The organism is Armatimonadota bacterium, from assembly GCA_031459715.1.
GTDB classification, from domain to species: domain Bacteria; phylum Sysuimicrobiota; class Sysuimicrobiia; order Sysuimicrobiales; family Humicultoraceae; genus Humicultor; species Humicultor tengchongensis.
In genome coordinates this window covers 25,267-51,337 of the sequence record JAVKIA010000012.1, presented here as the reverse complement: position 1 = coordinate 51,337, position 26,071 = coordinate 25,267, and the positions used below count along the sequence as shown (strand labels likewise).

26 protein-coding genes and 1 tRNA gene are annotated in these 26,071 nt (G+C 69.6%); 9 read left to right on the top strand and 18 right to left on the bottom strand.

The features are described 5' to 3' along the window. Positions 1-188 precede the first annotated feature (188 nt). Positions 189-641, top strand: a complete 453-nt coding sequence (locus tag QN152_06585) for an ABC transporter permease (GenBank protein ID MDR7539187.1) — start codon at positions 189-191, stop codon at positions 639-641. A 28-nt stretch (positions 642-669) separates the two neighbouring features. Beyond that, positions 670-801 (top strand): hypothetical protein, encoded by a 132-nt coding sequence (locus QN152_06580; protein MDR7539186.1) that lies wholly within the window; start codon positions 670-672, stop codon positions 799-801. 63 nt (positions 802-864) lie between these two features. On the opposite strand, the gene QN152_06575 is transcribed toward QN152_06580, so the two are convergent. Continuing rightward, the gene (locus QN152_06575) at positions 865-1,446 is read right to left on the bottom strand and encodes a cation diffusion facilitator family transporter (GenBank protein ID MDR7539185.1); all 582 of its coding nucleotides are present in this window, start codon (positions 1,444-1,446) and stop codon (positions 865-867) included. A gap of 100 nt (positions 1,447-1,546) precedes the next feature. Between QN152_06575 and QN152_06570 the strand changes: the two genes are divergently transcribed. Both QN152_06570 and deoC read left to right on the top strand, forming a co-directional pair. Next, the gene (locus QN152_06570; GenBank protein ID MDR7539184.1) at positions 1,547-1,912 is read left to right on the top strand and encodes a hypothetical protein; all 366 of its coding nucleotides are present in this window, start codon (positions 1,547-1,549) and stop codon (positions 1,910-1,912) included. Positions 1,913-1,922: 10 nt separating this feature from the next. Continuing rightward, the gene (gene deoC, locus QN152_06565; GenBank protein ID MDR7539183.1) at positions 1,923-2,591 is read left to right on the top strand and encodes a deoxyribose-phosphate aldolase; all 669 of its coding nucleotides are present in this window, start codon (positions 1,923-1,925) and stop codon (positions 2,589-2,591) included. A 10-nt stretch (positions 2,592-2,601) separates the two neighbouring features. On the opposite strand, the gene QN152_06560 is transcribed toward deoC, so the two are convergent. Further along, a tRNA-Asn gene (locus tag QN152_06560) sits at positions 2,602-2,678 on the bottom strand. Positions 2,679-2,802: 124 nt separating this feature from the next. Here QN152_06560 and QN152_06555 point away from each other — a divergent pair. After that, positions 2,803-3,975, top strand: a complete 1,173-nt coding sequence (locus QN152_06555; GenBank protein MDR7539182.1) for an AI-2E family transporter — start codon at positions 2,803-2,805, stop codon at positions 3,973-3,975. On the opposite strand, the gene QN152_06550 is transcribed toward QN152_06555, so the two are convergent. The 3 genes from QN152_06550 to QN152_06540 are packed head-to-tail and all read right to left on the bottom strand — an operon-like array spanning position 3,972 to position 6,923. Further along, positions 3,972-5,420: a M3 family metallopeptidase gene (locus tag QN152_06550; GenBank protein ID MDR7539181.1), complete on the bottom strand. Its 1,449-nt coding sequence runs from the start codon at positions 5,418-5,420 to the stop codon at positions 3,972-3,974. The genes QN152_06555 and QN152_06550 overlap by 4 nt on opposite strands. Next, positions 5,407-6,264, bottom strand: a complete 858-nt coding sequence (locus QN152_06545; protein MDR7539180.1) for a hypothetical protein — start codon at positions 6,262-6,264, stop codon at positions 5,407-5,409. The genes QN152_06550 and QN152_06545 overlap by 14 nt, the downstream gene beginning before the upstream one ends. Further along, entirely contained in the window at positions 6,261-6,923 is a 663-nt protein-coding gene (locus tag QN152_06540) for a hypothetical protein (GenBank protein ID MDR7539179.1), read from the bottom strand. The genes QN152_06545 and QN152_06540 overlap by 4 nt, the downstream gene beginning before the upstream one ends. A gap of 415 nt (positions 6,924-7,338) precedes the next feature. Between QN152_06540 and QN152_06535 the strand changes: the two genes are divergently transcribed. Continuing rightward, the gene (locus QN152_06535; protein MDR7539178.1) at positions 7,339-8,364 is read left to right on the top strand and encodes a DUF362 domain-containing protein; all 1,026 of its coding nucleotides are present in this window, start codon (positions 7,339-7,341) and stop codon (positions 8,362-8,364) included. 20 nt (positions 8,365-8,384) lie between these two features. Here QN152_06535 and QN152_06530 read toward each other — a convergent pair whose 3' ends face one another. From QN152_06530 to QN152_06505, 6 genes are all read right to left on the bottom strand, one after another. Next, the gene (locus QN152_06530) at positions 8,385-10,526 is read right to left on the bottom strand and encodes an acetate--CoA ligase family protein (GenBank protein MDR7539177.1); all 2,142 of its coding nucleotides are present in this window, start codon (positions 10,524-10,526) and stop codon (positions 8,385-8,387) included. A gap of 82 nt (positions 10,527-10,608) precedes the next feature. Beyond that, a complete protein-coding gene (locus QN152_06525; GenBank protein ID MDR7539176.1) occupies positions 10,609-11,427 on the bottom strand; it encodes a hypothetical protein in 819 nt (272 codons plus the stop codon). Between the two features lie 101 nt (positions 11,428-11,528). Next, positions 11,529-12,428, bottom strand: a complete 900-nt coding sequence (locus QN152_06520; protein MDR7539175.1) for an ABC transporter permease — start codon at positions 12,426-12,428, stop codon at positions 11,529-11,531. Then, positions 12,421-13,428, bottom strand: a complete 1,008-nt coding sequence (locus QN152_06515) for an ABC transporter permease (GenBank protein ID MDR7539174.1) — start codon at positions 13,426-13,428, stop codon at positions 12,421-12,423. Before QN152_06515 ends, QN152_06520 begins: the two co-directional genes overlap by 8 nt. Positions 13,429-13,492: 64 nt before the next feature. Continuing rightward, the gene (locus QN152_06510) at positions 13,493-15,070 is read right to left on the bottom strand and encodes an ABC transporter substrate-binding protein (GenBank protein ID MDR7539173.1); all 1,578 of its coding nucleotides are present in this window, start codon (positions 15,068-15,070) and stop codon (positions 13,493-13,495) included. A 129-nt stretch (positions 15,071-15,199) separates the two neighbouring features. Next, a complete protein-coding gene (locus QN152_06505) occupies positions 15,200-16,300 on the bottom strand; it encodes a pyridoxal phosphate-dependent aminotransferase family protein (GenBank protein ID MDR7539172.1) in 1,101 nt (366 codons plus the stop codon). Between the two features lie 197 nt (positions 16,301-16,497). Between QN152_06505 and QN152_06500 the strand changes: the two genes are divergently transcribed. Next, the gene (locus QN152_06500; protein MDR7539171.1) at positions 16,498-17,697 is read left to right on the top strand and encodes an 8-amino-7-oxononanoate synthase; all 1,200 of its coding nucleotides are present in this window, start codon (positions 16,498-16,500) and stop codon (positions 17,695-17,697) included. 68 nt (positions 17,698-17,765) lie between these two features. Here QN152_06500 and QN152_06495 read toward each other — a convergent pair whose 3' ends face one another. Then, entirely contained in the window at positions 17,766-18,389 is a 624-nt protein-coding gene (locus QN152_06495; GenBank protein MDR7539170.1) for a CsgG/HfaB family protein, read from the bottom strand. A 397-nt stretch (positions 18,390-18,786) separates the two neighbouring features. Continuing rightward, the gene (locus QN152_06490) at positions 18,787-19,593 is read right to left on the bottom strand and encodes a GNAT family N-acetyltransferase (GenBank protein ID MDR7539169.1); all 807 of its coding nucleotides are present in this window, start codon (positions 19,591-19,593) and stop codon (positions 18,787-18,789) included. Between the two features lie 80 nt (positions 19,594-19,673). Here QN152_06490 and QN152_06485 point away from each other — a divergent pair, with 80 nt between their 5' ends. Beyond that, positions 19,674-21,083 (top strand): serine hydrolase, encoded by a 1,410-nt coding sequence (locus QN152_06485; protein MDR7539168.1) that lies wholly within the window; start codon positions 19,674-19,676, stop codon positions 21,081-21,083. Positions 21,084-21,195: 112 nt separating this feature from the next. After that, positions 21,196-21,369, top strand: coding sequence for a hypothetical protein (locus tag QN152_06480; GenBank protein ID MDR7539167.1), 174 nt, complete (start codon positions 21,196-21,198; stop codon positions 21,367-21,369). A gap of 6 nt (positions 21,370-21,375) precedes the next feature. On the opposite strand, the gene gabT is transcribed toward QN152_06480, so the two are convergent. From gabT to QN152_06455, 5 genes are read right to left on the bottom strand one after another with little or no spacing between them, the layout of a single operon-like run. Continuing rightward, positions 21,376-22,704, bottom strand: coding sequence for a 4-aminobutyrate--2-oxoglutarate transaminase (gene gabT / locus QN152_06475; GenBank protein ID MDR7539166.1), 1,329 nt, complete (start codon positions 22,702-22,704; stop codon positions 21,376-21,378). A 37-nt stretch (positions 22,705-22,741) separates the two neighbouring features. Continuing rightward, the gene (locus QN152_06470; protein MDR7539165.1) at positions 22,742-23,446 is read right to left on the bottom strand and encodes an ABC transporter ATP-binding protein; all 705 of its coding nucleotides are present in this window, start codon (positions 23,444-23,446) and stop codon (positions 22,742-22,744) included. Then, entirely contained in the window at positions 23,433-24,155 is a 723-nt protein-coding gene (locus QN152_06465) for an ABC transporter ATP-binding protein (protein ID MDR7539164.1), read from the bottom strand. The genes QN152_06470 and QN152_06465 overlap by 14 nt, the downstream gene beginning before the upstream one ends. Positions 24,156-24,161: 6 nt before the next feature. After that, positions 24,162-25,166, bottom strand: coding sequence for a branched-chain amino acid ABC transporter permease (locus tag QN152_06460; protein ID MDR7539163.1), 1,005 nt, complete (start codon positions 25,164-25,166; stop codon positions 24,162-24,164). Between the two features lies 1 nt (position 25,167). Next, positions 25,168-26,040 carry a branched-chain amino acid ABC transporter permease gene (locus QN152_06455; protein ID MDR7539162.1) on the bottom strand — a complete coding sequence of 291 codons (873 nt, stop codon included), beginning with the start codon at positions 26,038-26,040 and terminating at the stop codon, positions 25,168-25,170. Positions 26,041-26,071 lie beyond the last annotated feature (31 nt).

Sequence of the window (26,071 nt, the reverse complement as noted above, 5' to 3'; positions counted from 1 at the left end):
ACTTGTCTTCGGCGCGCGCATCTCCCTGGTGATCGGGTTCCTCGCCGCCCTGGTGGCCGTCGGCATCGGGACTGCGGTGGGCACGGTGGCCGGGTACTTCGGCGGCTGGCTGGACGTGGCCCTTATGCGGGTCGTGGACGTGGTCCTGGTGATCCCCTTCCTCCCGCTGATGATCCTGCGGGCTGCGTATGCCGGACCGGCTTTCTGGAACATCATCCTGGTCATCGGCCTGCTGGTGTGGGCGCGGCCGGCCCCGGGTGGTGCGGGCGCAGGTGGTGTCGCTGCGCTCGCTGGACTACGTGGACGCGGCGCGGGCGGTGGGCGCCTCCGCCGGCCGCATCCTCCGGCGGCAAGTCCTGCCGGGGGTACTCTCGCTCTCCCTGGCGCAGTTCATCCTGGCGGCCAGCAACGCCATCCTGATTGAAGCCTCGCTCTCCTTCCTGGGCCTGGGAGATCCCACGGCAAAGTCGTGGGGCTCGATCCTGTACTACGCGCAGGTGCGCAGCGCCTTCCTCAGCGGCGCCTGGCTCTGGTGGGTTTTCCCGCCGGGGCTGCTCATCACCCTGGCCGTCCTGGGCTTCGCCTTCACCGGCTTCGCCCTGGAAGAGGTCCTCAATCCCCGCCTGCGAGCCATGCGGTAGCAGACACCAGCCTGGAGGGACGATCGCCATGACGCCTGTTAACGAAGTCGCCATCCTGCTGCTGGCTACCTTCTATCTGGAGATGGTGGAGGCCGGCGGAGCCCTGCACTACGGACGGTCGGTCCATATCGAGCAATGGGGCGCAACTGAGGGGCCCTAGTGGGAGTGCACCGGCAGCCCGTCGTGCGTGTGAGCGGAGATCCGGTGGTGGGTCTCTCCGAACTCACCGGCAGGATCGACGTGGATGGTGGCCCGACTTTAGGTAGGGGACGTGGTGCAGGAGCTGGTGGTGGACCTCCCTGGCGATACGGTGCCCTTCGGCCACCGAGTGCGTGGCGGGCACGGCAACATTCAACTCTGCCTCCAGGTAGTGGCCGATCCAGCGGGCACGCACGTCGGTGACCCCCTGCACCCCGGGCACGTGCCCAGCGGCGTGGACCAGTGCCTCGATGACCTCGGGCTCCACCCCGTCCAGGATCCGGGTAAAGACCGCCTTCCCCGACTGCCACACGATGACCAGGATGGCTGCGGTGATGCCCAGCCCGGCGAACGAGTCGGCCAGCGGGTAGCCCAGCCAGACTCCCACCGCCCCCGCGAGCACGGCCAGGCTCGTCCAGCCGTCCACCCGCGCGTGGTAGCCGTCGGCGACCAGCGCCGCGCTGCCGATCTCCCGCCCCACCCGAATGCGAAAGATCGCCACTCCCTCGTTGCCCAGGAAGCCGATGACCGAGGCGGCGGGGCCGTGGTCAAGAGTGCTGACAGCCTCCCCTGGCGCCGATCCCCAGGTATATGCACGGACGGCCACCCCGGGGGAGGGAAGAATCAGGCGCCAACCCGATGCCGGCCCGGGGAGCGGCTGCCTATCCTGGGGAGGGAAGGAAGCGCAGGGGCGGCAGGAGGCGGACATGCGTCCCGGGCGGTGGGATGTCCTGGACGAATTGATCACGTTGCGCGAGTCCATGGAGCACCTCTTCGAGGAGGTCTACAGCTGCCGGCCGCCACTCTTCCGCGACGCGCCGGTGATGTGGGAGACGGAGACCATGCTGGTCCTGCGCGCCGAACTGCCTGACGCCGATCCCGACCGCATCGAGGTCAGCCTGAGCGCACAGACCCTCACCCTCGCCGCCGGTGGGCGGCGAAGGATCATCCCCCTGCCGCTGCCGGTGGCGCCGGGTCAGGCGCGGGCCAGGTACCGCGACGGGGTGCTGGAGGTCTGCATGCCCAAGGCGGGGACAGAGCAGGTCACGCACATCCGGGTGGAAGCCGCCTGAGGGGAAGACGATGCAGGTGGAGGAGCTGGCATCACGAATCGAGCACGCCGTCCTCAGCCCGGACGCCACCGAGCAGGACCTGGCGCGGGGCGTGCAGGTCGCCGTGCGCTGGGGTGTGCGGGCGCTGGTGGTCAAGCCCTGCCACGTGGCTGCGGCAGCGCGGCTCCTGGCCGGGGCCGGAGTGAAGCTGGTGGCCGTCGTTGGCTTCCCCCACGGCGGGCAGACCACGGAGACCAAAGTGCAGGAGACCCGACAGGCGCTGGCTCGCGGTGCCGAGGAAGTGGACATGGTGCTCAACGTGGGGGCCCTGCGACAGCGAGATCTGGCTACGGTCTTCTACGACATCCGCGCCGTGGTCGAGGCCGCGGAGGGACGGCCGGTCAAAGTGATCCTGGAGACCGGCTACCTTGACGACGGCCAGAAGCGTCTGGCCTGCCGGCTGGCGGCGCGGGCCGGCGCGGCCTACGTCAAGACCAGCACCGGGTTCGGGCCCAAGGGAGCCACCGTGGCCGACGTGGCCCTGCTGCGGCGCGCGGTGGGCAGGCGGCTGGGCGTAAAGGCCGCGGGTGGCATCCGCACCTACCAGGACGCCCTGGCCCTGCTCCACGCGGGGGCGGACCTGCTCGGCACCAGCCACACTGAAGCCGTCCTCGCCCAGGCCGTCCGGGAAGCCGCGTAGCAAGCAAAACTGGCTCCGCGGGCAGGAATCGAACCTGCAACCCTCCGGTTAACAGCCGGACGCTCTACCAGGTTGAGCTACCGCGGAGCGTCGCCTTCGGCTTCATCTTAGGAACCGCCCGCGGGGGTGTCAACTGCGCGGGAACCACCGCAGGGGTGTCAACTGCGGACGGTCCAGGAACCGTCGCCCGGGCAGCGAACCAGAAACCCCGATGGCCCGGCCGCGCGACCTGGTCACCACTACCGTCCTGGTCAGCCTGATAGTCCTGCTGGTCGCGGGGCTGATCCGCCTGCTCACCCTGATCACCGAGATCCTGCTGCTTGTGCTCATCTCCGCCATCCTGGCCACAGGTATCAGCCCGCTGGTCGTCCTGCTGCAGCGCATTCGCGTGGGCCGACGCCAGCGGCACATCCCCAAGACCGGCGCCATCCTCCTGGTGTATGCGGCCATCCTGGTGGTGGTTGTGCTCATGGGTGGGATCATCGTCACCCCGCTGGTGGCGGAGACCCGGGGGTTCCTCGCTTCCTTCCCCGAGTTCCTGGCCCGGCTTGAGGAGTCGGCCCGCGTCCTGCAGGAGCGCTACTCCTGGCTGCCCGACATCTCCGCCCTGGTCGCACGCCTGCCCCAGGAGCTCGCCGGGCTGAGCCGCTACTTCGGGACCGCAGCCGGTGTGGTCTTCCGCTTCTTCGGCGGGCTGGTCTCCACGGTCACCGTGCTTTTCATGACCTTCTACATGCTGCTGGAGGGCCGCCAGATTAAGCAGGCCTTCCTCTCCCTCTTCCCTCCGACCCAGACCGCACGGGTGGAAGGGATCCTGCATCGGGTGGGGCTCAAGTTCGGCGGCTGGGTCCGGGGGCAGCTCCTCCTGGGGCTGATCATCGGCGTCGTGGTGGGCATCGGCACCTGGGCGCTGGGCCTGCCCTACCCCCTGCTGCTGGGCCTCGTTGCCGGCATCACCGAACTGATCCCCATCATCGGTCCCATCATCGGCGCCATCCCGGCCGTACTCCTGGCCCTCTTTCAGCCGCCCTGGTGGTGGTTCCTGGCGGTGATCGCCTTCTACATCGGCGTGCAGCAACTGGAGTCGAACCTGGTGGTGCCCAGGGTGATGCGCATGGCGGTGGGGCTCTCTCCGCTGCTCACGGTCATCGCTCTGCTGGTCGGCGGCAAGCTCCTGGGGATCATCGGGGTGCTGCTGTCCGTGCCGGTGGCGGCGGCGCTTCAGGTGGTTGTGGCCGAGGTGCTCCAGGCTATTCGCGAAGCAGCCCGCCCCGAGGCTTCCCCTCCCGAGGCCGCCATACCCGAGGCTCCCCTTGCCGGGGCCGCTCGTCCCGAAACCGTGGTCCGGCCGGCCGGTGGAGACGACCAGGCCGGAGGCACCTAGACCACCCCCAGTGCCCGCAGATACGGCTCCGCGTCCAGCCTGGAGAACATCTCCGGGGGAAGGGCCCGGCCAGGCGCCATCATCTCCTCTCGCAGGAAGCGCCCCGCCTCGGCCTGACGCCACCAGCGCACGCCGAACCGCTCCTCCAGCAGCCGGCGCAGCTCCACCATCCGCACCTTGGCCAGGAGGTAGGACGGCGCGTAGACGTCGTGCAGGGCGAGGACGTGGTGCGTCTGCCAGTAGCGCCCCGGCATGGGTAGCCCTACGTAGCGGCGGTAGAGGTCGGCATAGAGGCGGTCGGCGGCGTCCATGTCCGGAGCCTCCCTCCAGTAGCGCAGCTTGAACAGGGAATTGGCGCCGTAGAAGGTGAGGAAGTACAGCTCCATGAAGCGCTCCCTGGCCACCAGGTCGTCGATGGCCGCCGCGGGGAGGCCTGCCTCCTCCGCCAGGAACTGCGGCGTGGTACCCAGGGATTCGAAGAGGGTGCTGAAAAGCTCCGCCACCCCGGCGGGGATGAGGTAGCGGTCCGCGTAGGAGCGCTCCGGCGACACGGAGGCGAAGTGCAGCGCGTGACCCAGCTCGTGGCAGTAGCCGGTGTAGTCGACCACAGGGCTGGTCCGCTGGTAGAGAACGTAGACCTCGCCGGGGATGCGCACGCCGAAGCAAACCGGAGAGGCGTGCTTGCCGGGACGGGGAGCGGCATCGATTTGAATCCGGGCGAAGGAAAACCCCAGCTCCTCGCAGACGGTCCGCAGCAGCCGGTCCAAGTCCACCTTCCGGAAGAACCGGTCCAGTGGCTCGTAGATCACATTGAGGAAAACGTAGTAGTCGTCGTAGAAGTCCGGTGAGGTGCCAAGCAGCGTCTCCGCATAGTGCTGCAGCTCCCGGGCAAAGTGCGGCTGCGCCGCCGCCGCCGTCTGCTCCACGAGCCGCTGCAGCGCCGCCAGGTCGACGCGTTCCTCCTCCAGGTAGATATCCAGGGGCGTCCGCCCGTAGCGGCCGGCGACCTCCCGGCTGAGGGCAAACCGCTCCGCCAGGAGGGGGGAGAGCACCTCCGCGCGCTCCAGCAGCCCCAGGAAGACGCGCCTGCGACGTGTGGCGTCGCGCGCGTGGCGGTGGTTGAACAGCCGCCAGTTGCTCAGGCTGACCGTCTCGCCTTCATCCTGCAGGAGGACCTCTTCGTTGCGCCGGCGGTAGATCTCGCTGTCCAGGCGGGTGTAGTCCGAGGCGCGGCTGTTGCGGATGGTGGCGTAGAGCAGGCAGCGAGGAAACTCCTGGGGCGGGATGGTCTGCAGCGCCTCCACCGCCAAGCGCTCGATCTCCCGGCTGAGGGCACTCATCCGCGTCTCGTCGTAGGGCAGGCCGGCGTACTGGCGGTACGTCTCCCGGTTGAGCTCAACCTCCAGCTCTTCCAGCCGGGCCTGGTAGGTGCTAAGGGTGAACATTGATCACCTCGACGGTCAGCCGGAAGCTCCCCCCGGGGCGGTTGAGGAAGTCCGGGATTATCACGCTGTAGGTGCCGGGGCGGTGCGCGCGGAACGCCCCGTCGAGGACGTGCAGGTTAGCATCCGGAATGGGAACCACCGTGGGTCCCCCGCCCTGGCGCACCGGCACCAGGCGCTGGCCCGGGACCAGCACCACCAGGTCGGCCTCGCCGTGGGGAACGCCGTCCCGGTCGGTCCAGTAGCGCCAGACCAGCGCGGGAGGAACCGGCGGGGGCGGAGGCACGGGACGAAACCTCCGCCCGTCCCAGCGCAGGCCGCGCGCCCCGGCGGGGTCGCGTTCCGCGATCACCCCGCCCACGACCTCCACCGTCCCACGGCTCTGTCCCACGTGCAGCACCACGGGCCGCCCCCGGCGCAGGCCGACGACGCGATAGCGCACGGTGCCGTTCGTGGCGTACTCGGGAAAGACCACGGCGTCCCGTCCGCCCAGCAGCGGGCCCGCCTGCAGCGAGGCGGGGATCTGCGCCAGGGGCAGAAGCATGAGCAGGCGCCAGCGGCGCCGCCAGCGGTCGTACCCGGCGAGCACGGCGCGCCGCAGGTTCGCGGGGCCTTCGGGGTACGCGGGGAGGTACGCAGTGGCCGCGATCTCCTGCGGAGGGCGGCCGTCCAGTTCCACGCGTCCCTGGCTGGTGACCACGCTGCCGGGCGGCAGCAGGGTACTCAGTGGGGGCGAAGCGGGCGGCGCACCCTGCCACCACAGCAGCGCCACCCCGCCCGCCAGTACGGTGGCCAGGCCCGCCCCCAGCGCCAGGCGGGCCAGGCCCCGGCGCCGGGTCCGGTTCACCGCTCGTCCGGCGACTCGACGATGGACAGCGCCTGGTAGAGGGCCGCGGCCAGGAAGGCGGTGGCCTCGTGTTCGCAGAGGTCGGTGAACCCGCGTCGGTCGAGGAAGCCCTGCAGCGGGGGGATCAGCTTGGCCAGCTTGCGGGACATGTAGGAGAAGAGGTCCCAGTAGGCCTCTTCCGTGGCCGGATCGCCCGAGCCCGTGCGCTCCATGAGGCTGAGGTAGCGGCTGTGCAGATCGCGGTAGAGGTCGTCCCGCTCGTGCTCCTCGCGGACGCGGTCCAGCAGAGCGGAGACCTCGCCGTCCTCCAGCGCCTCCTGTGCCAGGAAGGACATGTCCAGCAGCAGCTCGCTCAACTCCTCGGGCGGGTGGCCCAGGTAGAGGTCTTCCTTGTGCTTCTCCGCCCCAATCAGCCGGCGCAGCTCGCGGGAGAGCTCGTCGTCTGCCTTGGGCAGCGGCGGCGGGCCATCCTCACTGGTCCTCTCGCGGATGGCGATCTGGGGCAGGACCTCCTGACCAAACCGCTGCGAGAGGTAGTGCCGCACCTCCTCCCCGTCCACAGGGCGCAGGTGCGCCAGGATCAGGGCCTTGCCGGTGAAGCCCCGGTAGCGCCACCCCTCGCGTCCCAGTGCCTCCACCACGTCGGCAACCCGCTCCAACCACGGTCCGGCACGTTTGGCCTCCCGCCGCAGGAACGCGGTTAGCGTCTTGACCGAACGGCCGCGGAAAGGAAGCTTTCGCGGCCGTTCGAACAGGCGGATCTCTAACTCCGTAAAGGTCTGAGCTCGGGCCATGACGGGCTAGGGCTAGTATACCAGATGGCAACGGGGCGGAGCCCTGGGCTCCGCCCCGAAGAGGTCTTTGCGGGGGAGTGGCGACCGGGACCTCGCTAGGGCTTGAGACCAGTGAGAGGCCGTCGCACCGAACGGCACCCGTTCCTGGGTGTTGGGGCCGTCGCCCCCGCAATCAGTCTTTGCCCACACAGCAGGCACTCTAGACCTCCACATCCACCTGTGTGGCGGACACCCCTTGAGGGGATGCCCGGCACGGATGTCGTAGAGTAGAGGAGAAGCCATGCGTCTGGGCCGCCGCGGGTTCCTGCGCGCCGCCGTCACCACGGTGGGAGGGATGGCAGCGCTGCGGCTGTGGCCCTTTCGCTTTTCCTCCCAGCCCGGAGCGGTGCCTGTGATGGGAGCACCGCTCCGGGCGCGGGTGGCCCTGGTGGCCACCCAGAAGCACCGCGAGGGGGTGCTGAGGGCGCTGCGCCTTTTGGACCCCCTCCGGCTGCATGGGCGCTCCGTGGTGCTCAAGCCCAACCTCAACAGCAGCCACCCCTTCCCCGGATCCACACATGTGGAGACCCTGCGCACGCTGATCGAGGTCTGCCGCGATGCCGGAGCACGGGAGATCACAGTCGCCGACCGCAGCGGCATGGGGGAGACGGAGCAGGTCATGGAGGAGAAGGGGCTGAAGGCCATGGGCCGTGAGATGGGGGTGCGCCTGGTCGCCCTGGACAGCCTGCCCTCGTCCGCCTGGCGGTCGCGCTTTGGGCCAGGATGGCACTGGGTGCGCGGTGTCCTCTTCCCCACCCTGCTGGAGCAGGCCGACGCCATCGTCCAGACCTGCTGCCTGAAGACACACCGCTTCGGCGGGCAGTTCACCCTCTCCCTGAAGAACACGGTGGGCATGGTGGCCCGCACCGGCCCGGATGGTTACGACTACATGCGGGAGCTGCACTCCTCGCCGCTGCAGCGGGTGCTCATCGCGGAGCTGAACACCCTCTACACCCCGGCGCTGGTGGTCCTGGACGGGATCGAGGCCTTCGTGGACGGTGGCCCGGAGTCGGGCAGGCTCGCGCGTCCCGGCGTGGTCCTCGCCGGGACCGACCGGGTGGCCATTGACGCGGTGGGCGTCGCCCTCCTGCGGCTGCACGGGGCCACCGGCCCGGTGGCGCGCGGCGCTATCTTTCAGCAGGAGCAGATCCGCCGGGCAGTGGAGCTCGGCCTGGGCGTTGCCTCTCCAGCGGCCATTGACCTGGTCACGGACAGCGCCGAGGGGCAGGCGGTGATCGAGGCGGTGCGCGGTGAGCTGGCGCGGTAGGGCTGAAGTCCCTGCGGCCCTCAGCCCGCCTGCCGCAACAACCCGGCGGCGTCCGCCGCCTGCAGGCGCACGCGGGTGTCCACCGCCACCGCGCCCTGCCCGGCCGGAAAGACCCGCAGGGGATTGATCTCCACCTCGGCGATCTCGGGGACCTCATCGGCAAGCTGCGCCACGCGCAGGAGGACCTGGCGTACGGCGGAGCGGTCTGCAGGGGGGAGGTGGCGGTAGCCACGCAGCCTGCGTCCCGCCCAGGTGGTCTGCAGCAGGTAGTCGGCGTCCTCCTCCGTGAGTGGTGCCAGGGCGAAGGCCACGTCGCGCAGTTCCTCCACCTCCACCCCGCCCGAGCCGAACATGACCAGGGGCCCGAACTGCGGGTCGCGCACCGCTCCCACCACCACCTCCTGCCCCGGAGGGAGCATGGGCTGCACGTACACCCCCAGGGCGTGCGCCCGGGGCGCAAACCGGCGCACGTCGGTCATAATGCGGAAAAACCCCGTTGCAACGGCGGCAGCATCGGGCAGATCCAGAAGGACCCCGCCTGCCTCGGACTTGTGGACGATCTGTAAGGAGACCACCTTGAGGGCCACGGGGAAGCCGATGCGCCGTGCCACCTCCACAGCCTCATGGGCAGATGCCGCGAACTCTCCCGGCGCGTGCGGAATACCGTAGGCCGCCACCACCCGTGCGGCACGCTGGGGGAGGAGGATCTCTCCCGTGGCGGAAGACAGCTCCGCCAGCAGACGGCCTGCCTCTCCCCGGTCGGCATCGGGGAAGCGCACCGGGACAGAGGGTGGACGGGCGAGCACCTCTGCCCGTCGCCAGAGAGCGGCCAGCGCGCCCGCCGCACGCTCCGGGGAACGGTACTCCGGCACATGCGCGGCCCGCAGGCGCTCGCCGGCGACGCGCACGAGCGCCTCGCCCATCAACGCCACTACCACAGGCTTGGCGGCGGCGCGAACCACCGGGACGATGGCCTCGACCACAGCCTCCGCCGGGTCGCGGGGCGGCGGTGGCAGGATCACCAGCGCACTGTGCACGCCGGGGTCGGCCAACAGCAGGCGCAGGCTACGGGCGTAGTCCTCCGGAGAGGCGGAGGCCAGGATGTCCACCGGGTTGCGTAGGCTGGCCAGCGGAGGGAGGAACTGACGCAGCGCGGCCTGGGTCTCTGCTTGCAGCTCGGCAAGGTGGAGACCGCTGCGCTCCACCGCATCGGCGGCGATAACGCCCGGCCCACCGGCATTGGTCAGCACCGCCACCGCGGGCCCCGCCGGTAGCGGGCACCAGGCCAGGGCGCGCGACCAGTCGAACAGCTCCTCGCTGGTCTGGGCGCGAAGGACCCCGGCACGGCGGAATGCGGCGTCGTAGGCCGCCTCCTCTCCGGCCAGAGCACCGGTGTGCGAGGCGGCGGCGCACCGTCCGCCGGCCGACCGCCCCACCTTCAGCGCCACGATGGGCTTGCGCCGCGCTACGGCAGCGGCCTCCTCCACGAACCGCCGTCCCTGCCCTATCCCCTCCAGGTAGAGGGTGAGAACGCGGGTGTACGGATCCTCGGCCACCGGGGCCAGCACGTCGCTCTCTGTGAGGTCGGCCTGGTTGCCCAGACTGATCAGCAGGGAGAGCCCGAACCCCTGCCCGCTGGCCCAGTCCGTGACCGCGGCGCAAATGGCTCCGGAATGCGAGATGAAAGCCACCTCCCCCGGCAGGGAACCCGGCGGCGGCAGGAAGGTGACGTCCAGGGGGAGGTGGGTGTCGATCAGACCCACGCAGTTGGGGCCAAGCAGCCGGATGCCGAGCTCGTGGGCGAGGCGGCGGCATTCCTCCTCCAGCGCCTGGCCCTCCGGCCCCACCTCGCGGAATCCCCCGGAGAGCACCACGGCGGCGCGGATGCCCCGGGAGGCGCAGGCACGCAGCGCATCCGGGACCGCCGCCGCCGGCACGATGAGGACCGCCAGGTCAACCGGGTCGGGGACAGCCGCCAGGTGAGGATAGACCGGACGGTCAAAGAGCCGGCCACCCCGCGGGTTGACCAGGTGCACCGCGCCCCGGTAGCCGCAGTGCACCAGGTTGGCCGCCACCGCATGGCCGAGCTTGCCCGGATCGTGGGACGCCCCCACGAGCGCGACCCCCCGGGGGCGAAAGAAGGGAAGGAGTGTGGGATCCATGGCAGCGCCCGACCCTCCAGCCTACGCGGCGCGTGGGCTGCAGGTATCGGGCGACGGCCCGATTGTGCTGGCGAGGAAGGGGTCAGGCGGGGGCGCCGAAGAGGAGCATCCGGCTGGTGCCGATGTACTTGGTGGCCATGACGTTGAGGGGCTTCCGCGCCAGGGGAAAGGTCTCCGCCAGAGTCTCCAGCGTGCGGCTCATGTTGGTGCGCCGCGCCATCTCGTGGCGCGCGGCCAGGCGGTAGAAGCGCCGCCCTTCGTCCTCCAGCTCCTCCAATGTGCGCCGCACCCGCCAGGGGCGGGTGGGCCGGGGGGTCAGTCCCGCCCGGGACGCAGGGGCAACGTACTCCGGAAAGATGCCGGTGAGGAAGAGGGCGATGTCGGCGATGCGCCGAAGGATGGGAAAGCGCAGCTCCTCAGGCATCAACCCCGCCAGGGCGATCATGTCCTCGCTGCTGAAGTCGCTGAAGCGGCGGCGGCGGATGCGCCCCGCCTCCTCCACCTCTACCAGAAAGCTGTCGGTGCGGGTGAAGGAGGTGAGCATCGCCACCAGGTAATCCTGGATTTCCCGGTCGGCCAGCAGCTCGCCAGCCCGCGCCGCGTCGAAGACGGCAACCCGCTCCACGCCGTGCTGCTCCACGGTGTAGGGGAGCATCTGCAGCTCCCGACGCACCCGGCGCACCAGGACGCTGAAGAGCAGCCAGGGAGAGACGCGGACGATGGCCGTCTCCTCGGCCAGGAGGCGGCGGAAGAGACGGTCGTCCTCCAGCAGGTGGTCCAGCAGATCCTCCTCCGCGCGCAGGCGACGGGCGGCCCGCTCGGTGTCTTCCTCAGGCAGCAGGGTCTGGGCGACGAAACGCAGATCTGTGCTGGTCAGACGGTCCAGGACGGAGACGGACACCTTTCCTCCTCACCCCTCTCCTTTCATTCTACCCGCACGGGCCAGCACGGGCGCGCCCCCGGCTCCCTCCGGCCCCTGCGGAAGAGGCCAGGCAGGCACCGCTATCCACCGACCTGTCGCCGCAGCCGAGGGTCCAGCAGGTCGCGCAGCCCGTCTCCCATCAGGTTGAAGCCCATTACGGTAACCATGATGGCCAGTCCCGGAAAGGTAGGGTACCACCAGTAGTCGCGCAAGAACGTCCGCCCCTCGCTGGTGATCGCTCCCCACTCAGGGACCGGTGGCTGCGCGCCAAACCCCAGGAAGCTCAGCGAGGAGGCAATGAGGATGGCGTTGCCCACGTCCAGCGTGGCCTGGACGATGATGGGCGGAATGGCGTTGGGCAGGAGGTGCCGGAACATGAGGCGCCCCGTGCCCGCCCCCAGCGCCCTGGCCGCCATGACGTACTCCGACTCCCGCAGGGCCAGCACCTGGCCCCGCATGATCCGGGCGTACCAGGGCCACCAGATGATCACCAAGGCCAGCATGGTGTTACCCAGGCTGGGGCCCAGCGACGCCGCCAGGGCCATGGCCAGGATGAGCGCGGGAAAGGCCAGGAACATGTCGCAGACCCGCATGATGGCCTCGTCGACCTTTCCGCCCAGGAAGCCGGCCAGCAGGCCGAGCACCGTCCCGATTAACGCCCCCAGGGCGGCGATGCTCACCCCTACCCCCATGGAGACCCTGGCCCCATGAATGATGCGGCTGAGGAGGTCTCGCCCCAGGTGGTCCGTGCCCAGAGGATGCGCCAGGCTCAGGGGCTGCAGCCGCTCGGCGATGCTGATGGCCAGCGGGTCATAGGGGGCCAGCAGCGGCGCCCAAAGCCCCGTGCCGCTCACCAGCAACACGATCCCGGCACCCACCAGGGTGAGGGGGCGGCGGAGCAGCCAGCGTCCCACCAGCCCTCCCCGCAACCTGAGGTCGAAGGCGGAGCGGGCGGACCCGGGGCGGGCGACCTCAGTCATACCGAATCCGCGGATCAACCACGCCGTAGAGTAGGTCGACGACCAGGTTGACGGTGGTGTAGATCAGGGCGCTGACCAGCGTAATGCCCATGACCGCGGGGTAGTCCAGGTAGGTCATGGAGCCCACCGCGTAGTAGGCCATGCCCGGCCAGGCGAAGATGGTCTCGGTGACCACGGCGCCCTGCAGGAGCGTGCCGTAGGAAAGCCCGATTACCGTCAGGGTGGGGATGAGGGCGTTGCGCAGGGCGTGCCGGTAAAGGACAAGCCGCTCGGCCAGGCCCTTGGCCCGGGCGGTGCGGATGTAGTCCTGGCCCAGGACCTCCAGCATGCTGGAGCGCACCATCCGCACCACAGGGGCCAGAGAGACATAGGAGAGGAGGAACACCGGCAGCAGCAGGTGGCGCACGCTGCTGCGCAGCGCCTCCCAGTCCCGCGCCGCGACGGAGTCCACCAGGTAGAGACCGGTGAGGGGAGGCGGGGGGTCTACCCCCATGTCCAGCCTCCCCGTGCCCGGCAGCCAGCCCAGGCGGACGAAGAAGACGTAGATGAGCACAAGGCCCAGCCAGAACACCGGCAGGGAAACCCCGGAGATAGCCACCACCCGGCTGAAGTGGTCCGGCAGGCGGTCCTTGCGTACCGCCGAGAGCACGCCCAGGGGAATGCCCACGGCCACCACCACCAGGAGGCTGAGCGTGGTCAGCTCAAAGGTGGCGGGGAAGTGCTCGGCGATGTCGGTGATCACCGGGCGCTGTGTGCGGATGGAAGTGCCCAGATCGCCCCGCAGCAGCTCGCGGACGTACACGGCCAGCTGGATGGGCAGGGGCCGGTCCAGCCCCATGTCGTGCCGGATCTTGGCGATGGTTTCGGCGCTGGCCTTGGGGCCTGCCCGCAGCAGCGCGGGATCCCCGGGGACCACGTGGGAGATGAGGAACGTCAGGACCAGCACGCCGGCGAAGACCAAGAACTGCAGGAGGAGGCGGCGTGCCAGAAAGTGAGCCATGAACGCCCTCGGCTCAGGTGGGGAGGAGCGACGCGCCGCCCCTCCCCACCCGGCGCTGCATGGGCTAGGGCCCTTTGGAGATCCCGTTGAAGTTGGGCATGAACAGCAGCATGGGGTTGTAGACGTAGCCCCGGACGCGGTCCCGCATGGGGATGCGGTAGATGGCCTGGTGCAGGTAGACGTAGACGGCGTCCTCTACGGCGATCTTCTGGATCTGCCGGAAGAGAGCCAGGCGCTTGGCCGGGTCGGTCTCCTGCCGCTGCGCCACCACCAGCCGGTCCATCTGCGGGTTGACGTAAAAGGACCGGTTTCCCGCCAGCCCGCCGTTCTTGGAGTAGAACCAGAACCAGGTGAACATGTCCGCGTCGGGATAGTCGGGGGTCCAGAAGCCCGTGGCCATGTCGAAGTCCGCCTTGTCCAGCTTGGCCCGCATGGTAGGGCGGGCGAACCCTTCGATCTTAACCTTGATGCCCACCTCCGCCAGGTTGGCCTGGACGATGGTGGCGATGTCCGCCCATTCCCGGATGCCCGGGTCGATGAGCAGGCTGAGCTCGAACCCCTGGGGGTAGCCGGCCTCCGCCAGCAGCTGCCGGGCGCGGGCCACATTGCGGGTGTACTGGAAGACCGTCTTGTCGTGCCCCGCCATGCCCTGGGGGATGGGACCGCGCATCTGCACCGCCCGGCCTTTCTTCACCCCGCGAATGATCCCTTCGTAGTCGATGGCGTAGGAGATGGCCTGGCGGACCTTTACCTTGGAGAGGTAGGGGTTCTTGTTGTTCAGGTACAGGTAGGTCACCAGGAATGAAGGCGCCTCGAAGACGGTGATGCCGGGCTTGCCCTTGAGTGCGTCCAGCTGGTCGTCCGTCAGCGTCTCCCCCATGTCCACCTCTCCCCGCTCTAGCAGGTCCCGCAGGACCGCCGGGTCGGGGATGTTGCGGATGATCACCTGACGCAGGGCCGGCTTGCGGCCCCAGTAGGTGGGGTTGCGCTCCAGCACCAGGCGCTCCCCACGCCGCCACTCCTTGAGGCGGAACGGCCCGCTGCCGGCGCTGTTTCCGGCCAGCCAGGCCTGCCCCATGTCCCCTCCGCTCTCGTGCTTCATCACGCCCGGACTGACGATGCTGGCCTGGTCGGTGGCCAGCGACCCCAGGAAGGGCGCGAACGGGGTCTTCAGGGTGAAGCGGATGGTCGTGGGGTTCACCACGGTGATGCCACTGGCGTCCAGGATCCCGTCCCACAGGCCGGCGGCGCCCTTGCCCATCTTCAGCAAGCGAGTGAAGCTGAACTGCACCGCCCTGGCGTCCAGCGGTGTGCCGTCGGTGAACTTCACGCCACGGCGCAGGCGGAAGGTAAAGGTCTTCCCGTCGGGAGAGATGGTCCACGACTCCGCCAGCTGGGGCGCCACCTCCGTGGTGCCGCCCTTGAGCTGGACGAGCCGGTCGTAACAGTAGTAGATGGCCCTCCAGGCGATGTTGTCCACGGTGACCTGAGGGTCCATGGTCTCCACGTCGCTGGTGGATCCGAAGATGAGCACATCCTGCGGGGTCGCCTGGGCGGACCCCGCCGGCAGCGGTGCGGCCAACAACGCCACCACCACTACCGGAACGACCGCCCACATCCAGCCAAAGACTCTCACAGCCATCACCCTCCTCTGTGTCCGACAATTCCCGGTGGGCACGGGCTCCTGGCCCGTGGACGATCCTCCCCCGACCATCACCTCCCTTCGACGGATCCGCCATGGTCGGCGCACTACACGCCGCCACGGCCGCCGCTACAGCACCCTCTGCAGTTCCTCCAGCAGCCGGCCGATCTGCTCCGCCGTGTGCGTGGAGAAGACCACCACCCGCAGAACCCCGGCGGTGCCTGCGCCCACGTAGTGGGCCCGCTGGATGCAGATGCCCCGGGCCATCAGCGCCTGCTGCACCGCATCCATCTGCCGGGCCGACCCCAGCGCCCAGGCGGCGATGGGTACCGGCGTATCCTCCACCGGCAGGCCCAGGCGGCGCAGGCCGGCCTTTAGCATCCGCGCGTTCTCCCATAGCTGCATGCGCCACTCCGGATGCTGTTCCAGCAGCTCCATCCCCGCCAGGGCCGCAGCCGCCGCAGAAGAGGTGGGCGAGGTGGCCCCGGTCATGACGTGGCCGGCGCGCACCGCCCGGACGAAGGGCCCCCTGCCGGGGATGATGCCCCCGTAGGCGCCGAAGGCCTTGCTCAGGGTGCCGCCGAACAGCACCCGCTCGGATGCCAGGCCGTAGTGCTCGCAGGTACCCCGCCCCCTCTCGCCGAGCACACCCACCCCGTGGGAGTCATCGAGCCAGACCACGGCATCGTAGGCGGAGGCCACCTCAAGGTAGGCGGGCAGCGGCGCCAGGTGCCCCATGAGGGGGAAGATGCCGTCGCTGACGATCAGGGCCCGCTGCCCCGTCCGCAGGTGAGTGAGCAGCCCCCGGCGCAGGTCCTCGGGGTCCCGGTGGGCGAAGGGCACAACGGGCAGCCCCAGGACGGGGAGGAGGTCGGTCAAGCTGTAGTGGGAACCCTGGTCGACGAAGACGGCGCTGAAGTCAGCCGCTCCCACCAGCGCCTGCAGCGCCGCCAGGTTGGAGAGGTAGCCGGAGGCGATGTAGGCCGCGTCCTCGCTGCCGAAGAACCTGGCGGCCGCGGCTTCCAGGGCGACATACAGCGGCGTAGTCCCGAAGCCGCCGCGACTGGTCGCCGGGTGCATCCCGTAGCGGGCCAGAGCCGCGGCCGCCGCCTGCAGCACGGCGGGGTGATTCTGCAGGGTGTAGTACCCGGTCCCCCCGAAATAGAGGTAGCGCTGTCCGCTGATGACGGTCTCGGCGGCGGGAGCGCTCTCCATCACGTACCGCGGCATCGCCCTCTCCTCCCGCGTACCACTACGGGATCAGGGGAGAAATCCCTGTCTGCTCCAGCGTCCGCGCGGACAGCCGGCACCGCCGGCGGCTCTTTCCCTTCGGAATTCTTCCGGCGCGCCAGGGGGAGACCCGCCGCCGCGGAGAGAATCGGACAACACCCGCACATTCGGGCTGAGGACGCCCGGGAGGCCGGCCTGTGGACCCAATCAGCAGACGCATCAGCGAGCTCGCCACCCGCGTGGCGAGTATCCAGAGGCGAGGGATCTACCCATACCTCCAACCCGTGGCCGCCATCGACGGCGCCCACGTGACCATCGGCAGGCGGCGGATGCTGCTGGCATCCTCCTACTCCTACCTGGGGCTGCTGGGCGACCCGCGGATCACGGCGGCCGCGCAGGAGGCCCTGGCCTGCTACGGCACCGGGACCCACGGCGTGCGGCTGCTAGCAGGCAACACCGATCTGCACGACCGGGCGGAGGAGCGTATCGCCCGCTTCGTGGGCGCCGAGGCCTGTGTCCTTTACTCCAGCGGCTACCTGGCCAACTTCGCGGCCATCTCGGCGCTGGTGGGGCGCAACGACGTGGTGATCTGCGACAAGCTCAACCACGCCAGCATCGTGGACGGGTGTCTGCTCTCCGGAGCCCGGTTCGTCCGGGTTCCACACAACGACATGACCGCCTTCGACCGGGCCCTGGCAGGGGTGCCCGAAGGGGTCGGCCGGCTGGTGGTGGTGGACGCCGTCTTCAGCATGGACGGCGACGTCATCAACCTGCCCGCCCTGACCGAGATCTGCCGGCGCCACGGGGCCTGGCTGATGGTGGACGAATCGCACTCCCTGGGGGTCCTCGGCCCAAGAGGCGAGGGCATCGAGGCACACTTCTGCCTGCCCGGGGTCATCGACATCAAGATGAGCTCCGTCTCCAAGAGCATCCCCTCCGCCGGGGGGTACATCGCCGGGAGGCGCGACCTGATCACCTTCCTCAAGCACGCCTCGCGGGCATTCGTATTCTCTGCGGCCCTACCCCCGGCCAGCGCCGCGGCGGTAATGGCCGCGCTGGACGTGATGGAGGCCGAGCCACATCGGGTGGCCCGCCTGCGGGCGCACGTCCGGCGTCTGCGTGGCGCGCTGCGGGCCGGGGGAATCTCGGTGCGCGACGACCCCACCCCCATCATCCCGGTGATCGTTGGCGACGACGAGCGGGCGTGGCACCTGACCCACCTGCTGGACGAGCGCGGCATCTTCGTGCTGCCCATCGTCCCGCCCGCGGTGCCCCCGTCCACCAGTCGCCTGCGCGTCACCGTGACCGCGGCGCACTCCGAGCAGGAGGTAGACGCCATCGCCGCCGCCCTGCTGGCCGCCTGGCGGGAGGTGGCCCTGGCTCCTGCAGAGGGCTGAGGCGCGGCTGCTTCGGCGAAGGCTCGCGGGGAGCGGATGCTGGGTCTGAAGGCGATGGAGCGGCGGCGTCACCTCAGATAGGGCTTGATCTTTGCGGTGAAGTCCTCCACCGCTTCCTGAGTGGCCTTGCCGATGAGCTGGCCGTCAAAGTTGCTCACGGTGACGTGCGTCCACCAGGGACCCACCCAGACCGAGACCGACGACTGCGTCTTGCGGGCCTCGCTGCGCGGTTCGGTGACGAAGACGCCAGCGGCCACGTCCAGGACCTTCCCCCGCAGGGTCACGCTCGCGGTCACCGTGTAGGCACACCCGACGATGGGAAGACACCCTCCAGTGTACTGCTGGTCGAACGCGGCCACCTGCCCCATAACCACGTAGTCGGCTTCCAGGGTGCGAGCCACCTTCTGCGCGGCCTCCACATCCAGGAACCCCGCCGTTTCCACGCGGGCCTGGCGCAGAGCGTCCTGCACCTGCTCCCGAGGCACCACCCGCAGCGCGGCGTCCTCGCGCAGCCTGGAGATCACCCGGGCGGTGACCACCTCCCGGGTATACGACCAGCCCCGCGCCAGGTCCTCGAAATCCACCACCATGACCCCTTTGCGCGTCGTCTGCCCCCGGCCTGGAGCAGCCAACAGGGCAGGCACCAGCACCAGCAGGATCCCCAGCACCCACCACCGCATCTGTCTGCTCATTGTGCACCTCCTCATCGGTGCAGGCCGACGGCAGAAAGCGCCGCACTGGCTGTTAGCCGGCCGATGTCCTTCCAGCCGAAGAGGCGGTTCTGAACCCGGCAGGCGCGCGGCACCGCAGCGCCAGCCCACGCAGCCTGCGGGTGGAGCGGAGGGACAGGGCCATCCCATGACAGGATATCGCCATGGACCGGATGATGGTCAAGGAGGTGAGGAGTCGCCGGACCTCGGCCGGCTCGACGCGGAACACGCACCCTCTGGCCTCCGCCAGCGGGAGACCTCGATTCCCCATCAATAACGTGTGGATGGCCGCGAGTGCAATGGAGCACGGCCTCCGGGTTGCCACCACCGACGCCCACTACAGCCTAGCGCCCCAGATCCTGGTCGACCTCTTCGACCTTCAGACGGACCGCTCGTAGAGGACCGCGCGCCTTCCCCAGGACCCCGACCGGTATCCCGCCTGCTTCGCCCGGATCAGTAGGTGGCGGTCGTATGGCAGGAAGACTGCCACTATGTCGCTGCGGGCGGCGCGCCGGGCCACGCGCAGTGCCTCTATGCCTCCCCACAGCACGGAGGCGTAGGTGACGCCGGGCTCGCCGGCCCAAAGGATGAAGGCAGCCCTCGGTCCCACCAGTAGCTCACCTCGCCCGGCAATCTGCTGCAGTGAAGTGGCGCTTGGCGGGAGAAAGTGCCCTCGGTACGCCAGGTAGGCTTGCCCCGCTCTGCACAACACGCTGCGGCGCCAGCGGCGGTAGACCTCCTCCGGCGGGAGGACCGCGGTCACATTCCCTGCCCCCGGAAGCGTCCCCGCGACCAGGCGGGAGAAGACGGCCACGCGCCGAAAGCCGGCGGCTTCCGCCAGCCTCCGGCTCGCCCGGTTGCGCGCGCTCACCCACAGACGCAGCGCCGGAACCCCTTCCCGCGCCGCATGGGCGATGGTCGCCTCCACCAGCATGCGGGCGTAGCCGCGACGGCGAAAGGCGGGGTGGGTCCGCGCCTGCCCCAGCCAGAGGGCACCGTCCAGGCAGGTGGTCACGCCCAGCATGGCGACCAGACGGCGGCCGGCCTGGACTGCAAGGATCTGACCGGCGCGCACCATCTCGTCCAGGTAGGCCAGGACATAGTCGTCCGCACCGGCGGCGGCGCGGCAGAGGCGGGCCAGTGCCGGAAGGTCGCGCGGCAACGCCCGCCGCACCCGGGCCCGCACGTCATCTCCTGCGGTCATGCTCAACGAAAGCGTTGCCGTCTTGCGGAGGAAGCGGTGCGGCGGGCAGAATGGTCATGCCGATGACTGACTCCTTGGCACCGCTGGAGCACTTCGTCCAGGAGAAGATGGGCGAGACCGGCCTCCCAGGCCTCAGCCTGGCCCTCGTTCGCAAGGGGGAAGTGGTGTGGAGCCGCGGCTTCGGCTTCCGTGATCTGGAGCGCGGGCTGCCTGTTACCCCGCAGACCCTCTTTGGTGTCGGCAGCGTGACCAAGTCCCTCACCTGCCTGGCGTTGCTGCAGCTCCAGGAGCGCGGCCTGCTGGACCTCGAGGACCCCGTGGACCGCTACCTCCCCCTCCCTGTCCGCCCGCCTGGGGAGGAGCCGATCCGCCTGCGGCACCTGATGGCGCACACTTCCGGCCTGCCGGCGCTGGGCTACGCCGAAGCCACCATCCGCCACCACGTCGGCACCTCCCAGCGCTGGTTCCCCATCAGCGGCATCGAGGACATGCTGGCCTTCCTCGACCAGGCACAGCCCTGGCTCGTCGCCTCGCCCGGAGAGCGCTGGTTCTACCTCAACGAAGGCTATGTCCTGCTGGGGGCGGTCATCGAGCGGGTCTCCGGGCAGCCCTACCCCGACTACGTCCGCCAGCACATCCTGCAGCCCCTGGGGATGACGCGCAGCGGTTTTCGCCCCGACGATGTCCAGGGCGATCCCGATGCCGCCATCCCCTACGTGATCGACCGGGAGAAGCGGCGCACCCGCAGTGCCTACCTCTTCGGGGGCATCCAGGCGGACGGCGGGCTGATCTCCTGCGCCGCGGACCTGGCGCGGTACGTGGCCATGTTCCTGGCCGGGGGCCGTGGGCCCGGCGTGGCCCTGCTGCCTCCCGACATGTTGTGCGGCATGTGGCAACCCCGCGTTCCCATCCCCTTCTGGCGGCGCGGTCTGTTGGGGCCCGAGCCCGCGGTTTTCTACGGCTACGGTCTGCAGGTCACCCCGGACTTCCTCGGGGAGACGCTGGTGGGGCACGGTGGCAGCGTGCTGGTCTTTACGGCTTATGTCGGGTTCGTCCCGCAACGCGGGGTGGGTGTGGCCCTGCTGGCCAACGGGAGCGGCTACCCCCTGAACCAGATGGGCGCCTTCGCCCTGGCCCTGCTCCTGGGCGCGGATCCCTGGAGCGTGCCCGCCCTGCGTGCGGAGCGCCTGCTGGACGGGCTGACCGGCGTCTACGAGACCTACCGCGGGACGATGCGCGCCACGGTGGTTCGCCGTGGCGACTACCTGGTGCTGGAGATGCAGGATGGCCCGCAGGAGCAGGCGGCGCTGCTGGTCCCCCAGGGTTACGATGCGGCGGGCCTGGACCCGCAGCGCCCCCGATTCGTCACCCTGGCGGCGGCGCGCTGGCTGCCCGTGGAGTTCACGCGGCGAGAAGGGGAGGTGGACCTGATCTACGAGCGATACCGGCTCCGCCGCGTGGGCAGGCTGTGAGCGCCGTGCGTCGTGCGTGTTGCGCGTCCGCGACACCGCCGATACAGTATATGGGTGGGCGAGAGCCCCATTTACCGCCGATGGCGCGGCAGACGGTGAAGGGGGTGACGGTATGCGTGCGAGGCTGGCCGTGCGCGATGCCGCAGCGGCATGCCAGCGAGACCTGGCGCGCATCGCCAACGATTTGAAGGGGCTGGGAGAGTACCCCAGCACCAAGGACGTGGTCAAGCACCTGCAGGCGCTGCTGGAGGCCCTGCAGCGGTTCATGCGCGAGACGGGCGACTGAGCCCGCTCAGGCGGCCGCGGCCGCCAGTGCTTCCTCCAGGATCTGCAGTCCGGTCTCCAGCTCCTCGTCGCTGATGGTCAACGGGGGCAGGAGGCGGACCACGTTGTCGTAAACGCCGGCCTTGAGGACGAACAGGCCGCGCTCGTGGCAGCCGTGCAGCACCGCTGTGGTCTCCTCGACGGCCGGCTCCTTGGTGGCACGGTCCCGGACCAGCTCCAACGCCGCCATGGCTCCCAGGCCCCGGGCCTCTCCCACCAGCGGGTAGCGTTCGGCCATCAGGCCCAGGCGGCCCCGGATGGCGGCGCCCACGTGGCCGGCCCGCTCCAGGAACGCGGGATCGGTCACCAGGTCCAGCACGGCCAGCGCCGCCGCACAGCTTACGGGGTTACCGCCAAACGTCCCTCCCAGGCCCCCCACCCCCGGTGCGTCCATCACCTCCGCCCGCCCCACCACCGCCGCCAGGGGCAGGCCGGCGGCCAGCGACTTGGAGAGGATCAGCAGGTCGGGAGCGACGCCCGCATGCTCGACGGCGAAGAGCCGCCCGGTACGGCCAAATCCGGTCTGGATCTCATCGGCGATGAGGAGGATGCCGTGTCGGCGGCAGACCTCCGCCACGGTGGGCAGGAACTTCGGGTGCGGCACCACGAAGCCGCCCTCGCCGGCCACAGGCTCCACCACCACCGCCGCCACCTCCTCGGCGTCCACGTGGGTCTTCAGAAACGCCTCCAGGGCCTGCCCGGTGCAGATGGGGCAGTCGGCGGGGTCCCCGCCCCGCGGACAGCGGTAGGGGTATGAGTAGGGCGCCCGGTAGACCTCGGGAGCGAAGGGGCCGAAGCCGAACTTGTAGGGCTTGATCTTGCTGGTCAGGCTGAGGGCCAGCAGCGTTCGTCCGTGGAAGGCGTACTCGAAGCAGACCACGGCGCGGCGCCCCGTAGTCGCGCGGGCGATCTTCACGGCGTTTTCCACCGCTTCGGCCCCGCTGTTCACCAGGAGGACCTTTTTCGCCCAGCCACCGGGCGTGACCGCAGCCAGGCGCTCCGCCAGGCGCAGGTAGGGTTCGTACATGGCCACATGGGCGCAGGTGTGCAGGAAGCGGTCCACCTGCTCGCGCACCGCCTGCACCACCGGCGCGGGGCGGTGCCCCACGTTGACCACGCCGATGCCGGCGGCGAAGTCGATGAACTCGTTGCCATCCACGTCCCGCAGGCGGGCTCCCTCCGCTCCGACCACGAACGTGGGGACGGTGGTGGCCACCCCGCGGGGGACGTATTGCTGGCGCAGGGACAGGAGCTCCTGGGCCCGGGGGCCGGGCAGGGCAACTGTGGTGCGAGACATACTCTCCTCCCTTCTCCGGAGGACGGCCGCGGAGGCGTCAGCGGCCCAGATAGGCACGCCTGACATGAGGGTGGTCCATCAGCTCCGCCGCTCTTCCCTCCAGGACAATGCGTCCGGTCTCCAGGACGTAGGCGCGATCCGCCACCTCCAGTGAGAGGTAGGCGTTCTGCTCCACGAGCAGCACGGTGCGCCTCTGCTGGTGGAGCTTGGCAATCACGTCGAAGACGGCATCCACGACCTTGGGGCCCAGGCCCAGGGACGGCTCATCCAGCAGCAGCAGCCTGGGGTCGGCCATCAGCGCCCGAGCGATGGCCAGCATCTGCTGCTCCCCGCCGGAGAGCGTCCCCCCCGCCTGACGGCGACGCTGCGCCAGCACGGGGAACAGGTCGAAGACCTCCTCCAGGCGGGCCTCGATCTGAGTTCGCTCCCTGATCTGCAGCCCGCCCATCCACAGGTTTTCCTGCACGCTCAGGTAGGGGAAGATGCGCCGCCCCTCAGGCACGTGGGCGATACCCAGCCGGGCGATCTGGTGCGGTTCCATCCGGTCGATGCGCGTAGTCTGGAAGTGGATGGTGCCGGACAGCGGGTGGAGCAGGCCTGAGATGGTGCGTAGCAGCGTGGTCTTTCCCGCGCCGTTGGCGCCGATGATGGACACGATCTCTCCCGGGGATACCAGCAGCGAGGCGTCGCGCAGCGCGGCCACCTGGCCGTAGGCTACGGTTATACCCTCAATGCGCAGCACGGCGCCGCTCCCCCAGGTAGGCGCGGATGACCGCCTCGTCGGTGACGATCCGCTCCGGGACGTCCTCGGCGATCTTCCGCCCCTGGTCCAGGACCACGATGCGCTCGCACAGGGACAGGATGGCGTCCATGACGTGCTCCACCACTACGATGGTGATGCCACGGGCGCGGATGGCCCTGATCAGCTCCACCGCCGCGCGCACCTCGGTGGGGTTCAGCCCGGCCATGACCTCATCCAGCAGCAGCAGCTCCGGCCGCGTGGCCAGGGCGCGCGCCAGCTCCAGCCGTTTCCGGTCTTCCAGCGTCACCTGGCTGACCAGCTCCCGGGCCTTTCCCGCCAGCCCGACGAATTCCAGGATCTCCATGGCAGCGCGCCGGGCTGCGGCCATGGTCCCCGCATGGATGAAGGCCCCCACCGCCACGTCGTCCAGGACGGTCATCTTGACAAAGGGGGCGGGAATCTGGAAGGTCCGGCCGATGCCCAGGCGGGCGATGCGGTGCGGGCGCAGACCGGTGATGAGCCGACCGCGGAAGCGCACCAGGCCGCGGTCCGGGGGATAGACCCCGGTGACCAGGTTAAAGAAGGTGGTCTTACCACTGCCGTTGGGGCCGATCAGGCCGACTATAGTTCCGGCGGGGACGGTAAGGGAGAGGCCGTCCAGGGCCAGGATGCCGCCGAAGCTCTTGGTCAGATTCTGCGTCTCCAGCACCGGAGATCACCACCTCACCCGCTCCCGCCACCAGCGCCAGGCCGCGCGGGGGGCCAGCAGGGGCGCGCGCCGGCCCTCCAGCAGGCCCACGATACCCCCCGGCATGAACAGGACGACGATGCAGATGGCCGCGCCGATGATCACCAGGTAGAGGGTGCTCTCACCCCAGACGAGCCAGAGGCTGCGGCTGACCAGCTGCACCAGGAAGGCACCCAGCAGCGGCCCCCAGAAGGTGCCCATGCCGCCCAGGAAGACCATCACCACCATCAGGTCGGTGATGATCCCGCCTAGCACGCTATCCGGGTGGATGTAGGTCAGCCAGTAGGCGTAGATGCCGCCCAGCACCCCGGGGAAGAAGGCGCTCAGGGCGAAGGCGTTGATCTTGACGCCCACCGTATTCACCCCCACCATCTCGGCGGCCTCCTCGTGCTCCCGGATAGCCAGCAGCTTGTAGCCGAAGGGCGAGCGCTCCAGCAGCAGGTATGTCGTCACGTAGACCAGGGTGCTTGTTCCCAGGGTGATGTAGTAGAAGAACGGCAGGTTGAGAAACGGGGGCAGGCGCATGCCGAAGGCTCCGCCGGTGACCTCGAGCACCGTGGCCACCTGCCGCAGCATCTCTCCGAAGGCCCAGGTGGCGATGGCGAAGTACGCCCCGCGCAGCCGCAGGGTGGGATAGCCGATGGCTGCAGCCAGGGCGGCAGCCAGCACCCCGGAAACCGCCAGGCCGGCGGGGAAGGGCCATCCCAGCACGGTCATGCCTATTCCCGTGACGTAGGCGCCCAGGCCGAAGAAGGCGCCGTGCCCGAAGCTGAGGTAGCCGGTGTAGCCGCCGATGATGTTCCAGCTCTGGGCCAGCCCCGCCCACAGCAGGACCTCAGTGGCGATGCGGATCCAGAAAGAAGAGACGGTGAAGGGCAGAAGGAGCAGCGCGGTCGCCAGGAGAGCTCCCAGGGTGAGGCGGGGAGCGGCGCTGCGGGCAGGTGAGCGGACCTCGACGGCTGGCGTGGTCACGTCACAACCCGCGGCGGAGGATGCCCCGCGGCGCCACCAGCAGGCTCAGGTACATGAGGAGGAAGAGGGCAAAGAGAGTGTAGCGGCCGCTGATGTAGACGCCGACGAAGGACTGAATCAGACCCAGGAGGAGGCCGGCCACGATCACGCCGGGGACATACCCCATTCCGGCCAGCACCACCACGAAGAAGGCGAAGATGACGTACTTTGCCCCCATGGCCGCGTGGATGGAGAAGAGCGCTCCGATGAGCACGCCGGTCATCCCGGTCAGGCCCGCGTAGGTGGCGTAGACCAGAGCACCGACCCGCCGCACGTCCACCCCCAGGAGCGCCGCCGTCTCCCGGTCCTGGGCGGTGGCCCGGATGGAGACGCCCAGGCGGGTGCCGTAGAGGAAGATCATGAACAGCACCGTGGTCAGGACGCCGAAGACGAAGCCAGCCAGGCGCAGCGCCGGGAGCGTGGTCACCCCCAGGGAGACGCTCTGCCCGGAGAGCCAGGTGCTCACCGAGCGCACGTGATAGCCCCAGGCGGAGAGGGCACCGCCTTTAGCCAGGGTGGAGAGACCGAAGGTGAAGACCAGGCCCATCAGCGCCGGGTGATGCCGCCGCCCGCTGACCGCCCGGTAGATCAGCGGGTAGACCAGCCAGCCGGCGGCAAAGAACAGGGCGAAGATCAGGGGGAGGTAGACCATGGGGTCCTGCCCCAGGTAGCGCACCAGCCAGTAGGCAGCATACGCGCCCAGCATGACCCACTCCCCCACGGCGAAGTCCACGATGTGCATGACGCCAAAACAAAGGGAGAAGCCCACTCCGACGACGATGATCAGCCCACCGATAAGGGCCCCGTCGATGAGGGTCTGCAGGAATAGTTCCACGGCTAGCGCACCTCAGGAATTCACCGCCGCG